The organism is Planococcus sp. ISL-110 (assembly GCF_018613575.1).
Lineage (GTDB): Bacteria > Bacillota > Bacilli > Bacillales_A > Planococcaceae > Planococcus.
In genome coordinates this window covers 127,395-141,129 of sequence record NZ_JAGGPX010000011.1, presented here as the reverse complement: position 1 = coordinate 141,129, position 13,735 = coordinate 127,395, and the positions used below count along the sequence as shown (strand labels likewise).

15 protein-coding genes are annotated in these 13,735 nt (G+C 47.8%); 12 read left to right on the top strand and 3 right to left on the bottom strand.

Features of this window, described 5'->3' with window-relative positions; all coding sequences use genetic code 11:
* The first annotated feature begins 21 nt into the window (after positions 1-21).
* The 4 genes from J7I83_RS06540 (at position 22) to J7I83_RS06525 (ending at position 2,445) form a co-directional block, all read left to right on the top strand.
* Positions 22-1,356, top strand: a complete 1,335-nt coding sequence (locus J7I83_RS06540; protein ID WP_215099884.1) for a D-serine ammonia-lyase — start codon at positions 22-24, stop codon at positions 1,354-1,356.
* Positions 1,357-1,360: 4 nt separating this feature from the next.
* Complete coding sequence (locus tag J7I83_RS06535) at positions 1,361-1,657, top strand: hypothetical protein (protein WP_215099883.1); 297 nt, start codon at positions 1,361-1,363, stop codon at positions 1,655-1,657.
* Positions 1,657-1,938, top strand: coding sequence for a TIGR04104 family putative zinc finger protein (locus tag J7I83_RS06530; protein ID WP_215099882.1), 282 nt, complete (start codon positions 1,657-1,659; stop codon positions 1,936-1,938). The genes J7I83_RS06535 and J7I83_RS06530 overlap by 1 nt, the downstream gene beginning before the upstream one ends.
* A 96-nt stretch (positions 1,939-2,034) precedes the next feature.
* The gene (locus J7I83_RS06525) at positions 2,035-2,445 is read left to right on the top strand and encodes a VOC family protein (protein WP_215099881.1); all 411 of its coding nucleotides are present in this window, start codon (positions 2,035-2,037) and stop codon (positions 2,443-2,445) included.
* A gap of 46 nt (positions 2,446-2,491) precedes the next feature.
* On the opposite strand, the gene J7I83_RS06520 is transcribed toward J7I83_RS06525, so the two are convergent.
* From J7I83_RS06520 to J7I83_RS06510, 3 genes are all read right to left on the bottom strand, one after another.
* Positions 2,492-3,172, bottom strand: a complete 681-nt coding sequence (locus tag J7I83_RS06520; RefSeq protein WP_251047510.1) for an amino acid ABC transporter permease — start codon at positions 3,170-3,172, stop codon at positions 2,492-2,494.
* Positions 3,173-3,184: 12 nt separating this feature from the next.
* Positions 3,185-4,000: a transporter substrate-binding domain-containing protein gene (locus J7I83_RS06515; protein WP_215100116.1), complete on the bottom strand. Its 816-nt coding sequence runs from the start codon at positions 3,998-4,000 to the stop codon at positions 3,185-3,187.
* A 348-nt stretch (positions 4,001-4,348) separates the two neighbouring features.
* Positions 4,349-6,013, bottom strand: coding sequence for an Rqc2 family fibronectin-binding protein (locus J7I83_RS06510; protein WP_215100115.1), 1,665 nt, complete (start codon positions 6,011-6,013; stop codon positions 4,349-4,351).
* Positions 6,014-6,135: 122 nt separating this feature from the next.
* Between J7I83_RS06510 and J7I83_RS06505 the strand changes: the two genes are divergently transcribed.
* The 8 genes from J7I83_RS06505 to rsmB all read left to right on the top strand — a co-directional run bounded on the left by J7I83_RS06505 (position 6,136) and on the right by rsmB (position 13,724).
* Positions 6,136-6,405: an extracellular matrix/biofilm biosynthesis regulator RemA family protein gene (locus tag J7I83_RS06505; RefSeq protein ID WP_251047495.1), complete on the top strand. Its 270-nt coding sequence runs from the start codon at positions 6,136-6,138 to the stop codon at positions 6,403-6,405.
* 1 nt (position 6,406) lies between these two features.
* Positions 6,407-7,027: a guanylate kinase gene (gene gmk / locus J7I83_RS06500; RefSeq protein ID WP_215099878.1), complete on the top strand. Its 621-nt coding sequence runs from the start codon at positions 6,407-6,409 to the stop codon at positions 7,025-7,027.
* On the top strand, positions 7,027-7,251 hold the full coding sequence (gene rpoZ / locus J7I83_RS06495) for a DNA-directed RNA polymerase subunit omega (protein WP_215099877.1): 225 nt from the start codon (positions 7,027-7,029) through the stop codon (positions 7,249-7,251). Before gmk ends, rpoZ begins: the two co-directional genes overlap by 1 nt.
* Before the next feature lie 74 nt (positions 7,252-7,325).
* Complete coding sequence (gene coaBC, locus J7I83_RS06490; RefSeq protein WP_215099876.1) at positions 7,326-8,531, top strand: bifunctional phosphopantothenoylcysteine decarboxylase/phosphopantothenate--cysteine ligase CoaBC; 1,206 nt, start codon at positions 7,326-7,328, stop codon at positions 8,529-8,531.
* Complete coding sequence (gene priA / locus J7I83_RS06485; protein ID WP_215099875.1) at positions 8,521-10,917, top strand: primosomal protein N'; 2,397 nt, start codon at positions 8,521-8,523, stop codon at positions 10,915-10,917. The genes coaBC and priA overlap by 11 nt, the downstream gene beginning before the upstream one ends.
* 19 nt (positions 10,918-10,936) lie before the next feature.
* On the top strand, positions 10,937-11,446 hold the full coding sequence (def, locus tag J7I83_RS06480; RefSeq protein ID WP_215099874.1) for a peptide deformylase: 510 nt from the start codon (positions 10,937-10,939) through the stop codon (positions 11,444-11,446).
* On the top strand, positions 11,443-12,375 hold the full coding sequence (gene fmt / locus J7I83_RS06475) for a methionyl-tRNA formyltransferase (RefSeq protein ID WP_215099873.1): 933 nt from the start codon (positions 11,443-11,445) through the stop codon (positions 12,373-12,375). The genes def and fmt overlap by 4 nt, the downstream gene beginning before the upstream one ends.
* Positions 12,372-13,724: a 16S rRNA (cytosine(967)-C(5))-methyltransferase RsmB gene (gene rsmB, locus J7I83_RS06470; protein WP_215099872.1), complete on the top strand. Its 1,353-nt coding sequence runs from the start codon at positions 12,372-12,374 to the stop codon at positions 13,722-13,724. Before fmt ends, rsmB begins: the two co-directional genes overlap by 4 nt.
* Positions 13,725-13,735: the final 11 nt, after the last annotated feature.

Genomic DNA, 13,735 nt, shown 5'->3' with positions numbered 1-13,735 from the left:
ATTGAACGAAAGGGGATTTGTATGACCATTTCGCAGCAGCAATTGAACAGCTGGATTAAAAAATATCCATTGTTAAAGAACATCATTGAGTTAGAGCCGGTTGTCTGGCTGAACCCGAACCACCAAAAGATGGCTGATATGTCCGGGCTGCCGGTAAACCTCGTGGATATGGAACGGGCAGAAGGGCTTTGGCAGCGGTTCGCACCGTATTTAGCAGCGGAGTTTCCGGATACGGCAGCAGCAAACGGCATTGTGGAATCGCCGCTGTGCGAGATTCCCAACATGAAGCAACAACTTAATGCTCGTGGGGCTGGAGAAATTACAGGCGGGCTATACCTGAAATGCGATAACCAATTGCCGATCGCTGGATCCATTAAAGCTCGCGGTGGCGTTTACGAAGTGCTGCACCATGCAGAAAAACTGGCCATTGAAGCGAACTTGCTGACAACAGAACAGTCTTACAAACAGTTTTCATCCGAACGGTTAAAGCAGTTTTTCAGCCCGTATTCTATTGGCGTAGGCTCTACAGGAAACCTGGGCCTCAGCATAGGCATCATCAGCGCCAAGCTAGGTTTTGAGGTATCCGTTTATATGTCTTCAGACGCCAAACAGTGGAAAAAAGACCTGTTGCGCGAAAAAGGTGTGACTGTGGTGGAATTCGAAGGAGATTTCAGCGAAGCCATTTCGGCGGGACGCAAGAGAACGCTTGCCAAGCCAGAAGCTTATTTTGTGGATGATGAAAAGTCAAAACACTTGTTTTTAGGCTATAGCGTCGCTGCTTTCCGCCTCAAAAAACAATTGGAGAGCGCAAACATCCAGGTGGATGCCGACCATCCGCTTTTTGTCTACCTGCCCTGCGGAGTAGGAGGGGCACCAGGCGGCATTGCATTCGGGCTGCGGCAGGTTTTCGGCGATGCGGTCCATTGCTTTTTTGTGGAACCTACCCATTCTCCTGCTGTGTTGGTCGGCTTGATGACTGGCGAAAAAGAAAAACTTTGCGTCCAGGATCTCGGCATTGACAATGTTACAGAAGGTGATGGGCTCGCAGTCGGCAGGCCTTCCAGCTTTGCTTCGGGCATCAGCGAAAAAACGATCAGCGGCATCTATACAGTAGAAGACCGGGAGCTGTTTGAATTACTGGCTCTTCTGGCGGACAGCGAAGAAATTTTCGTCGAGCCTTCTGCTACAGCAGGCTTGCTGGGCCCCTTGAAAGTTCAAAAGACCGAATATGCCGAAGCGAATGGAATTAGGATGTCTGCTGTTAATCACATTGTTTGGGCAACCGGCGGCGCTTTGGTGCCGAAAGAAGAAATGGACGAATTTTATCAACGCGGAAAAACTTATTTGGGAGGCTGATAGAGTGGATTTGTCATGGATGATCATCATCGTTGGAGCCTTTTTGGCAGCTGGCTATTTTTTCTATAGCGCTTCTGAAAAACGCATTGAAGCGCTTGAAAACAGAGTCAGGCAAGTCGAGAAGCTGCTCAAACAATCGATTCAGGGGATGGAGTTGAAAGAACCTGACGTCAATGATGAACTTCGGGAACTTCTGCATAAAGGGAAAATGGTTAAAGCCGTCAATCGTACACGACAGGAATTCGGCTGGTCTCTGCTGGAAGCCAAGCAATATGTAGATGAATTGAAGGCTGGCAAATAATGCAACAATGTGAAGGATGCCATACGCCATTTACCTGGAAACAGGTCAGCAAATCACTTTTGATGGCCTACAAACCGATTGCTTGCCCAAATTGCGGCAAGCGCCATAAAGTTCAGTTTTTGTCGCGAATTCTTGCTTCTTCAGTTATGGTAGGCTCCCTTTATGCAGGGTATTTTTTTACTGCTTTAACCGGTCCCGGAACGCTTTTATTCAGCATGCTGGTCACTATACCGGCTGTATTACTGGTACTGCCCTACTTGATGAGGTACCGGCTGGCCTAAAGATTCTTTCTCGGGATCTTTTTTAATTTGCGAAGGATATGAGCATCATGCGGCGAATAATTGTGGAAACAGATAAAATGGAAGGTGGCAGAAAGCATGAGTGTCCAAGCGAGCCATATTTTTGTCAATTTGCCGGTCAAGAACCTGGAACGTTCCAAAGCTTTTTTTGAAGAAATCGGATTTGAATTTGAAGAAGAGATGACAGACCAGAATGCAGCCTGCATGATCATCGGTCCGACAATTTACGCGATGCTGTTGACGGAGGACTATTTCAAGAGCTTTACAAAAAGGAAAATCACAGACACGGCAACCAGTGCGGAAGTGATTACAGCCATTTCCGCCACCAGTAAAGCGGATGTGGATGAACTCGTAAGCAATGCGTTCAAGGCAGGTGGCCAGACAGCCAATGAAAAAATGGACGATGAATATATGTACGTCTGGAGTTTTAAGGACCTGGATGGCCATATGTGGGAAGTTCTCTACATGCCGGAGGAAGAAGCAGAATAAACACAAAAAGACATCCGGAAGTTTTTTCTTCTGGATGTCTTTTATCTTATAGATAATTTGCATAGCGCTTTTCAAGGTAGTTTTGTAAAATGGTCATCGCTGAACAGATGGCCCAATAAATCAGCGCCACCAAAATCAGCATGGTCAACAAATCATATTCACGGGCGCCGACAATGCGTGCCTTTTGGAAAATCTCCGGAACGGTGATCATCGCAGCCAAAGAAGAAGCTTTGATCAGATCCAGGTAGACATTCGATAAAGGCGGCACCGCAATCCGCACCGATTGCGGAAGGATGATGCGGCGCATGGCCTGCCAGTAGGTCATTCCCAGTGCAGTGGATGATTCCCATTGCCCTTTATCAACAGATGCCAGCGAAGAACGGAAGACCTCTGCAATATAAGCGGCACTGTTGATGGTAAAGCCGATCAAAGCCGCCTGCACAGCTGTAAATTCGATGCCGACGACCGGCAGTGCAAAATACAGCAGGAACAGGATAACCAGGATCGGTACGCCCCGCATAAAGGAAATGTAGAGGCGTGCCGGAAATTGCAGGATCTTCAACGGGGACGTACGGGCAAGAGACAGGAAAAAGCCGATGACTATTCCGATGATCATACTGACGACAGATATCAGCAAAGTATAGCCGATGCCTTCCAGTACATAGGGCAGGGATTTGATAGCTAAGGCAGGGTCAAACAGCAGTCCCCATTCAATGTCATTCATCAGACAACCTCCTGCTTAGTTTTCTTCAATGTCAGGCTTGACAGAGACATCTGCACCGCCGAAAAATTCTTCGGAGATTCCAGTGATCGTGCCGTCTTCAAGCATTTCTTCCAGAGCGCTATTGACGTTGTCCGCAAGCTTGGTATTGTCTTTGTTCATGACGAGGCCGACTTCGGACGGTGCATATTTGATATCCGGGTGAATGGTGATGTTCAGCTCAGGAAAAGCCGCTACACCGAATGTCGATAAATAATAATCGTTGAGGATGACATCTGTGCGCCCGATTGAAACATCACGCAAATACACTTCGTTCGTAGCATTGTCATACGTCACTTCTTCTGCGCCGTAATCACGTGCGATTTCCATGTAAATGGACGTAGAGGCACCGGCTGCTTTTTTGCCCGCCAAGTCATCCATAGTCGCGATACCGGATAAATCATCCTTTCGGACAACTGCTGTTCCATAGGAATGTTTGATTGGTGTTGAGAAAATAAACTGCTCTGCCCGGTCTTCGGTTATTTCAATATCATTGGCGGCAATATCAATCTGGCCGGTATTGACACTAGTCAGCATTTCGTCAAATCCTATCTCTGTAAACTCGATGTCCAGATCCAGGCGTTCACCAAGTTCCCGCACAACTTCCACTTCAAAGCCTGTCAGCTCATCAGAATCTTCATCACGGAAAGAAGTAGCAAGCAAGGTTCCGGAAGTAGCAACAGTCATGGAACCCTGCTCCTGAATCTCATCCCAAGCTGTTTTTGTCTCCTCGGTGCCGCTTTCTTCATTGCCGCATCCTGCCAGCAATGCCACAGCGATGGCCCCGTTGGCCATAAGGATTTTGTTTTTTGTAGAATATGTATACACGTGTAAAGCCCCCTTAAAATTAAGTCCTTTAAGAACATAGCATTTACTGATGGGCAGGGCAACGGGTTGAGCTTAACTCATGTGAAAACTCATCTATTAAAAATATTATTATTATGTAAACAAAAATCGGGTTTTTATGAGGAAATGAAGAAAGTGGAAACTGCCTGATTTGAATCTTTGCCACAGTGAAAAAATAACTTAAGGTTCCAGACTGATGGAAAAATCAGAAAATTTATCAAAGCAACTTCTTTCATTAAAATTTCTTCATTTATCCGCAAAAAAACCGGAAAGCGGGAAGCTTTCCGGTGCCTGTAACTATTTCTTTAATTTGATCACAAGTTCTTCATCCGGAGTCACAAATACCGTTTTCTGTTCAAAATAAATGACGAACCCTGGCTTCGAACCGTTTGGTTTTTTCACTTGCCGCACCTCAGTATAGTCAACGGGAACAGAAGATGACTCACGGGCTTTGCTGAAATAAGCCGCGATGGTGGCCGCTTCGAGTATGGTCGTTTCATCCGGATCATTGTCATGAATAATGACATGGGAGCCTGGAATATCTTTGGTGTGAAGCCACGTATCGGATTTGGCCGCTACTTTAAAGGTCACATAATCGTTCTGCTTGTTGTTTTTGCCGACAGAAATCGGTGTGCCAGTAGAAGATACATAAGGTTCGACAGAAGGCTTTGTCGGTTTTTTCTTTTTCTTCGACTTTTGTACCTTCATAAAGCCTTGCTCAGCCAGTTCTTCACGGATTTCTTCGATATCGGAGATGCCGGCCTGCTGAACCTGTGACATCAAGGTCTCAAAATACTCAATATCTTCTTCTGTTTTATCGATCTGTTCCTGCGTTTTCACCACCGCTGTTTTCGCTTTTTGATACCGCGAGTAATAACGCTGCGAATTGTCGATCGGTGTTTTGCGTGGGTCCAATGTGATGGTCACTTTTTCATCGTTGTAATAATTGTCGACTTCGATTTGCTTCATGCCTTTGGTGATGCGGTGAAGGTTGGCCATGATCAATTCACCGTTTAATTGAAGCAAATCGCGTTTCTCTGCCTGGTCCTGCTCTTTTTTCAATTTCTTCAGTTTGAGTTTGAGCTTGGAAATCTCGTTTTGCAGCCATCTTTCCAAGTCACCGGCCTGCTGTTTAACGCGGTCTCGTTCGGCCTTTGCGTAATACATCCGGTCGAGCAGCTCGCCGAGCGTCGGAAATTCCAGCCCATCTTCTTCAATATGGGTCAGAGGGGTAGCAGAAAAGAAACTTTTCCCGTCATGCTCGACATAATAGCCGGTCGGCTGCGGCTTCTGGAAATCTTCCAAAAATGCATGGGTGGTTTCGGTTTTATTATCGGCCGTCTGCAAACGAAACGCGAGTTCACGGGCGTTCAGTGGAGAAAAGCCGGAAAACTGGCCGACAATTTCTTTGGATTCTGTTTTGGCCAACTCATCGACCGCCTCGAACGGATCTTTTTTCTCCTGGGACGGTGGGAAGATATAGGGCTGTCCAGGAAGGATCGTCCGGAACGAATTGACGCTCGGCGGCAGATGCTTTAGGCTGTCAAGAATCATTGTCCGCTCGGCATCGATCAGGATGACATTCGAATGCCGTCCCATCATCTCAACATGCAACTCGCGTTCGATGTCATCGCCGATTTCATTTTTTGCTTTGATCTTCAGCATGATCAGGCGGTCCATCCCGTATTGCGAAATTTCCGTGATGACGCCGCCCTCGATATGCTTGCGCAGCAGCATGCAGAACATCGGCGGCTCGGAAGGGTTGACGTTTGCTGCTGCCGTCAAATGAATCCGTGAATACGACGGGTGGATGGAGATCAACAGTTTATGGTTTTTTCCTTGGGCACGTATGTGTAGAAGCAGTTCAAGCTGGTTGGGCTGATGAACTTTTGAAATCCTGCCGGTGATCAGTTGTTGAAGTTCGCCAGTCATCGATTTTGTGAATAATCCATCAAATGCCATTAAATATCCCTCTTTCAAATCGTTTTGTTCCATCTTATCATTTTCCCGGTGTATTATGATATAATAAGACAGTTAGTTAGAAAACGAAGGATAGCAATCAGCAGCGAATGGCGGTGAAGAGTTTGGCGAAAAACGTAAAGTTTATTTCCATCGGCGGAGGCAATACCATTTCGGTCAGCCGAATTGTGGCAGTTGTCACACCGGATTCTGCACCGGCAAAGCGGCTGATTCAGGAATCGCGCAGCAAAGGGCTGCTTGTTGATGCCACCAGCGGGAAAAAAACAAGGTCGATTTTCATTATGGACAGCGACCATGTTGTGATTTCTGCGGTATCTGCAGAGACCGTGCTCCCGCGATTAGAAGAAAATGATGACGAGGCAAATGAGGGATAAAATGAGAAACCAACGTGGACTGCTGATAGTCCTATCAGGGCCTTCGGGTGTTGGCAAAGGCACGGTACGAAAAGAGCTGTTCTCACAGCCGGATACGAATTACGAATACTCCATCTCGATGACGACCCGTTCGCCACGGGAAGGGGAAGTTGATGAAGTCGATTATTTCTTCAAGACCCGTAGTGCGTTTGAAGAACTGATCGAACAGGATCAGCTGCTTGAATACGCGGAATTTGTCGGGAATTATTACGGCACACCGCTTGCGTATGTCAACAAGATGCGCGATGCGGGCCGTGATGTATTCCTTGAAATTGAAGTGCAGGGCGCTGCGCAGGTCCGTTCGAAAGTTCCGGATGGCCTGTTCATCTTCCTGGCACCGCCGAGTTTATCGGAGTTGGAAGAACGGCTGGTCGGCCGCGGAACCGAGTCGGATGAAGTGATTGCTTCCCGCCTGCAGGCCGCCCGCCAAGAGCTGGAAATGATGAACTTGTACGATTATGTTGTGGAAAATGACGAAGTTGAAAATGCCTGTGACCGGATCAATGCCATCATCATTGCAGAACATTGCAAGCGTGAACGTGTTGAAAAGAGATATTTTGATATGCTAAAGGAGAATGTCTGATGTTATACCCATCTGTTGATAAATTAAAAAGCCGAATCGATTCAAAATACTCACTAGTGGCGCTTGCTTCTAAACGCGCCCGCCAACTGCACGAACACGGTGATGAGAAATTGGATTCATACGTTTCCACTAAATCGGTCGGAAAAGCACTTGAAGAAGTGGCAGCCGGCGTTTTAACACAGGAAAAACAAGATGAATTTGCAGTGTACGAAGACGAAATTTAACCATTAATCGCAACAGACGACTCCCAGAGCAAATTTGTTCTTTGGGAGTTTGTTGTTTAGAAAGGGTGTTTGAGTTGTTGGAGAATCGTAAAATCCTATTATGTGTCAGCGGAGGGATCGCTGTCTATAAAGCTGTTGCACTCGTCAGCAAGCTGTCACAGGCAGGCGCTTCCGTAAAAGTGATCATGACCCGATCTGCGCAGCAATTCGTGCAGCCGCTGACATTTCAGGTTATGTCCAGAAACGATGTCTACACGGATACATTTGATGAGAAGGATTCTTCTGTCATTGCGCATATCGACCTTGCGGATTGGGCAGACCTGATCATTGTAGCGCCGGGAACCGCCAATGTGATCGGTAAGCTGGCAGGCGGTATCGGCGATGATATGGTTACGACAACTTTGCTGGCGGCAACAGCTCCTATTTGGATAGCTCCGGCAATGAATGTCCATATGTACGATCATCCTGCGGTGAAACGCAATATCCAGCAGCTCCATGAAGACGGAATCCGTTTTATCGAACCATCCGAAGGCTTCCTGGCTTGCGGCTATGTCGGCAAAGGCCGATTGGAAGAACCGGAAAAAATCACGGAGCTGGTCAAGGGCTATTTTTCGCGGGAGCATAAACTGGCCGGCAAAAAAGTAATTGTAACGGCTGGTCCGACACGCGAGCGAATTGATCCGGTCCGTTTTCTGACCAATTTTTCGAGCGGCAAAATGGGCTATGCCATGGCCGGTGCAGCAGCAGAGATGGGTGCTGAAACCATTTTGATCAGCGGCCCCGTGTCGCTGCCGGTTCCAAGCGGTGTGACACGGATTGTGGTGGAAAGCGCAGAAGACATGCTGCAGGCAGTCGAAGCGCATTACGACACGGCGAACTATGTCATCAAGACGGCAGCGGTTGCCGATTACAGACCCAAAACGATTGCTGACAAGAAGATGAAAAAACAGGAAGGCGGTTCGACCATCGTTCTTGAACGGACGGTCGATATCCTTCAGTATCTGGGCCAACATAAAAAAGGTCAGGTATTGATTGGTTTCGCAGCTGAAACCAATGATGTCGGACAATATGCTAAAGACAAGCTGGAACGCAAAAATGCGGATTACATCATAGCCAATGATGTGACAGAAGCACAGGCGGGTTTTGAATCAGATACTAACCGGGTGACCGTTTACGGCAAAAATGGCTTTGAGCAGGCTTTTGAAATGATGCCCAAACAGCAATTGGCACGCCAGTTGCTCGAGTTGATCACGGATAAGGAAGAGCCGCATGATAGCTGAAGTGATTGTGGACGTTGCAGCACATCCGATTGACCGTCCTTTTGATTACGCCATTCCGAAAAGCGTGGCAGTATTGGCAGAGCCGGGAATGCGTGTCAAAGTGCCCTTTGGCAACCGCAAAGTGCTTGGATTCATCACCAAAATCAAAGAGACCTCAGAGTTTGACCCGAAACGCCTGAAACCGATCCATGAGTTGATGGACGTCGTGCCTGTTTTAAATGAAGAGTTATTGAAAATGGCTCAATGGATGAAAGAGCAGACAGTGTGCTTTGAAATTGACGCACTGCAGGTCATGGTGCCGGCAGCATTGCGTGCAAAATACGAAAAACGCTTTGTGTTGAATGCAGAGCTTGATGAAATTGCAGGCCCTTTGCGCCCCTATTTCGAAAACCGCCCATTTATCCGGCTGCAGGACGCAGTTGATGTATATGGTTTGTTGAAAAAAGAAATGGAAAAAGGCACTATCCTGGCTGATACCGACATTCAGCAGCAAACGGCTGTGAAAAAAGTACGGATGATCCATATTGCTGACAGCATCGAACAGCTGGAGGCCTTGGATATCCGTGCCAACGCCAAGCAACAGCTGAAGCTGATGGAGTATTTCCTGAAGCATGCAGGACGTTCGATTGAGTCTTCTCAACTGCAGAAAGAAGCAGGCGTTTCACTGCCCACCATCTACAGTCTGGTGGAAAAAGGGGCGGCTCAGATTTCCAATATGGAATCTTACCGGGATCCGAAACTGCTGACAGCGATTGAACAGAAATCGTCCTTGAAATTGACGGGGGCGCAGCAGATTGCTTTTGATTCGATCGAAAGCGCATTAAATACACCGAAAACCTTCCTGTTGCATGGCATCACAGGCAGCGGAAAAACGGAAATCTACCTGCAGACGATTGATCAGGTGCTGAAGCAAGGCAAAGAAGCGATTATGCTTGTGCCGGAAATTTCACTGACGCCTCAAATGACGATCCGTTTTAAAGAGCGTTTTGGCGATCAGGTTGCAGTTCTGCACAGTGGATTGTCGGCTGGTGAAAAATACGATGAATGGCGAAAAATCCAGCGGGCAGAAGTGAAAGTCGTCGTTGGGGCGCGATCTGCTATTTTTGCGCCATTTCAGAATTTGGGCTTGATCATCCTTGATGAAGAGCATGAATCGAGCTATAAACAGGACGACTCCCCGCGCTACCATGCACGCGACATGGCCATCTGGCGAAGCGAGTACCATAATTGTCCGGTCATCCTGGGCAGTGCGACGCCTTCACTGGAATCATACGCGCGTGCTCAAAAAGGCGTCTACGAATTGCTGGTGCTGGAAAAACGCGCAAAAAACCAACCTTTGCCGGATGTCCATATTGTCGATATGCGGGAAGAGCTGCGGACCGGCAACCGGTCCATGTTCTCGGTGCAGTTGGCGGATGCCATCCGCGACCGGCTGGAGAAAAAACAGCAAACGGTGCTGTTCCTCAACAAACGCGGCTATTCATCGTTTGTGCTGTGCCGTGATTGCGGAACGGTCATGCAATGTCCGAACTGTGATATTTCACTGACTTACCACCGATCAAGCGAAACGATGAAATGCCATTATTGCGGCTACGACGAACGTGTACCGACAACGTGTCCGGAATGTGAAAGTGAGCATATCCGGTTTTTCGGAACCGGTACACAAAAAGTCGAAGAAGAGCTGGCGAAAGTGGTGCCCGAAGCTCGCGTGCTGCGGATGGATGTCGATACAACGCGCAATAAAGGCGCACATGAAAAAATCCTATCTGCTTTTGGGGAAGGCAAGGCCGATATCCTGCTTGGCACTCAAATGATTGCCAAAGGATTGGATTTTCCGAACATTACATTAGTTGGCGTGTTGTCTGCGGATACGACGCTTCATTTGCCTGATTTCCGGGCAGCAGAAAAAACTTATCAGCTCCTGACGCAGGTCAGCGGCCGTGCGGGAAGGGATATTCTTCCAGGGATGGTATTTGTGCAGTCGTATACTCCGGAGCATTACGCCATCACATTGGCAAAAGACCAATTGTATGAGCCGTTTTATGAACAGGAAATGGCCATGCGCAGAGCAAGCGGCTATCCGCCGTATTATTACGTGGTCAACATCCAATTCACGCATGAAGATTTGATAGAGGTTGCTGAATACGCGGATCAAACAGTCCGTTATCTGAAGAGCCATCTATCTCCGAATACCTTGATCATCGGGCCTTCGGCATCGCTCATTGCCCGTGTCAACAATAGATATCGCTATCAATGTTTGATAAAATACAAAAAAGAACCGAAACTGACCGATACGATGCAGCAGTTGATCAAAATCCATCGCACCGAGTGGCTGAAAAAAGGCGCTACATTGTCGATTGATATGAATCCGACATCGGTCATGTAAGAGAAAAGAGGAATATTATATGACAATTCGAATGGTAATAAAGCACCCGAACGAAGTATTGGAGACAAAATGTCTGCCTGTGACCACTTTTGATCAGAACTTATCAGTTCTTTTAGACGACATGCATGAAACGATGGTTGAATCGGATGGCGTCGGCATTGCCGCGCCTCAAGTAGGCGTCGCAGTCCGTGCAGCAATCGTCGATTTCCGGGAAGGCCAGGACCCGATTGAACTGATCAATCCAGAATTGGTGCTGTTTGAAGGCGCTGAAACCGATATTGAAGGCTGCTTGAGTTTTCCTGGAATCTTCGGTGAGGTTGAACGCTGGGACCACATCAAAATCAAAGCGCAGGAGCGCGACGGTTCCTGGTACGAATTGGAAGCGGAAGGCTACGAAGCCCGTGCGATCCAGCATGAAATAGATCATTTGGACGGAATCCTGTTCACCAGCAAAATCACCAAATACGTCTCGCAGGAAGAATTGGACGAAATGATCCGCCAGCAGGAAGAAGAGGAGGAAGAGGTTTGACCAAAATTGTATTCATGGGAACCCCCGCCTTTTCCGCACCGATCCTGCGCATGCTTGTCGAAGAAGGCTACAGAGTCATTTCCGTCGTGACGCAGCCGGACCGGCCAGTCGGACGCAAAAAAGTGATGACGGCGACACCGGTCAAAGAAGAGGCAATGCGCCTTGGCTTGCCGGTGTACCAGCCGGAAAAACTGAAAAATCCGGAAGAGCTTCAGCATGTACTTGATCTGGAGGCCGATTTGATTGTCACAGCAGCTTTTGGGCAGATTTTGCCGAGTGAACTGCTGGAGACACCAAAACTGGGCGCCATCAATGTCCATGCTTCGCTTTTGCCAGCATACCGCGGAGGTGCACCGATCCATCAAGCTATTATGGATGGCCAGCCTGAAACGGGAGTCACCATCATGTACATGGTAGACCGTCTGGATGCAGGCGATATCATCTCGCAGGTAAGGGTGCCAATCGAAGAGCAGGATCACACGGGCAGCATGTTTGATAAATTGAGCATTGCCGGACGTGATTTATTAAAGCAAACCTTACCCTCAATCATTGCAGGTACGAACGAACGCATTCCACAGGACGAACAGGCCGTAACATATGCGCGGAATATCTCGCGCGAGCAGGAACACATTGACTGGTCAAAATCAGCCGCGGCCATTTACAATCAAGTTCGCGGACTGCATCCATGGCCGGTTGCGTATACAACTTTCAACGGCGCCAATATGAAAATCTGGTGGACGGAAAAAACTTCGTCCAATGCCAGCGGCCAGGCTGGGCAAGTGGTCGGGCTGACTGATGATTCTATTTTGGTGAAAACAGGCGAAGGCGTTATAGCCATCACTGAACTGCAGCCATCGGGCAAGAAACGCATGACGGCAAAAGAGTATTTAAAAGGACCTAAAATCCAGGCAGGAGATTTATTCGAATGAAAAACAAAAAACTTCAAGGCAATGTCCGGGACGCAGCATTCTCGATTCTTTGGGCAGTGGAAAACAAGCAGGCCTACAGCAACCTTCTTCTTCACCAAACCATCGAAAGCTATGGCATCGCAGCCAAAAACAGAGGCTTGCTGACAGAAATCACCTACGGCACTTTACAGCATCAGATGACATTGGATTACTACCTGGAACCTTATTTGAAAGGGAAAATCGAACCATGGGTCAAAACCTTGCTGAGGTTGTCTCTGTATCAGATTGTTTATCTGGACCGGATTCCGGCACACGCAGTTGTCCACGAAGCGGTTGAAATTGCCAAACGCCGCGGCCATGGAGGAGTTGCTTCAGTTGTCAACGGCGTACTGCGTTCAGTTCAGCGCAATGGTGTCCGTTCGTTCAATACGATCAGTGACCCATACGAAAAGATTTCCATCGAAACAAGCCATCCAATCTGGATGATCAAACGCTGGGCAGAGCAGTTTGGCTTGGAAAAAACACGCGAAATGGCATTGGAAAACAACAAAACACCGTCACAAACAGTGCGGGTCAACACATCCCGTGCAACTGTCGAAGAAGTGATTGAGATGCTCCAGTCTGAAGAGTTGGAAGCGGTACCGAGTAAATTGATCCCTGAATGTTTGATTGTCACGAATGGCCAGCCTGCAAGAACGGTGACATTTGAAAAAGGCTTTATCACCATCCAGGACGAGAGCTCGATGCTTCCAGCCTACGCCCTGCAGGTCGAACCGGACATGACAGTGCTTGACATGTGTGCAGCGCCGGGTGGGAAAACTACTCATATCGCTGAGAAAATGAATAATAGCGGGACTTTGTATGCGCTTGATTTGCATCAGCATAAAGTAAAGCTGATCGACGAAACAGCCGAGCGGCTTGGCCATACGGTCATCGAAACTTTAGTGGGGGACGGCAAGCAAAGCGTTGAACGCTTTGGTGAAGAAAAGTTCGACCGCATTCTCGTGGATGCACCCTGCAGCGGATTGGGTGTCATCAAACGGAAACCCGATATTAAATATACGAAAAAAGAAGAGGATTTCGCCCGTTTGCAGGAAATCCAAATTGAATTGCTGGACCAGGCCGCTCGTTTATTGAAGCAAGATGGCATTTTGGTCTACAGCACCTGCACAGTGGATGCAGTCGAAAACAGAGGCACCGCTGAACGGTTCCTGAAAGAGCATCCTGAAATGGAAAAAATCCAGGCGGCATTGCCGGCGGCTATGGGCATTAAACATACAGGGTTTGTTCAGGTGTTTCCACAGGATTACGGAAGCGACGGCTTTTTTATCGCGGCTTTTAAAAAGACACAAAAGACAGTAACTGCTTAAAGCAGTAAAAG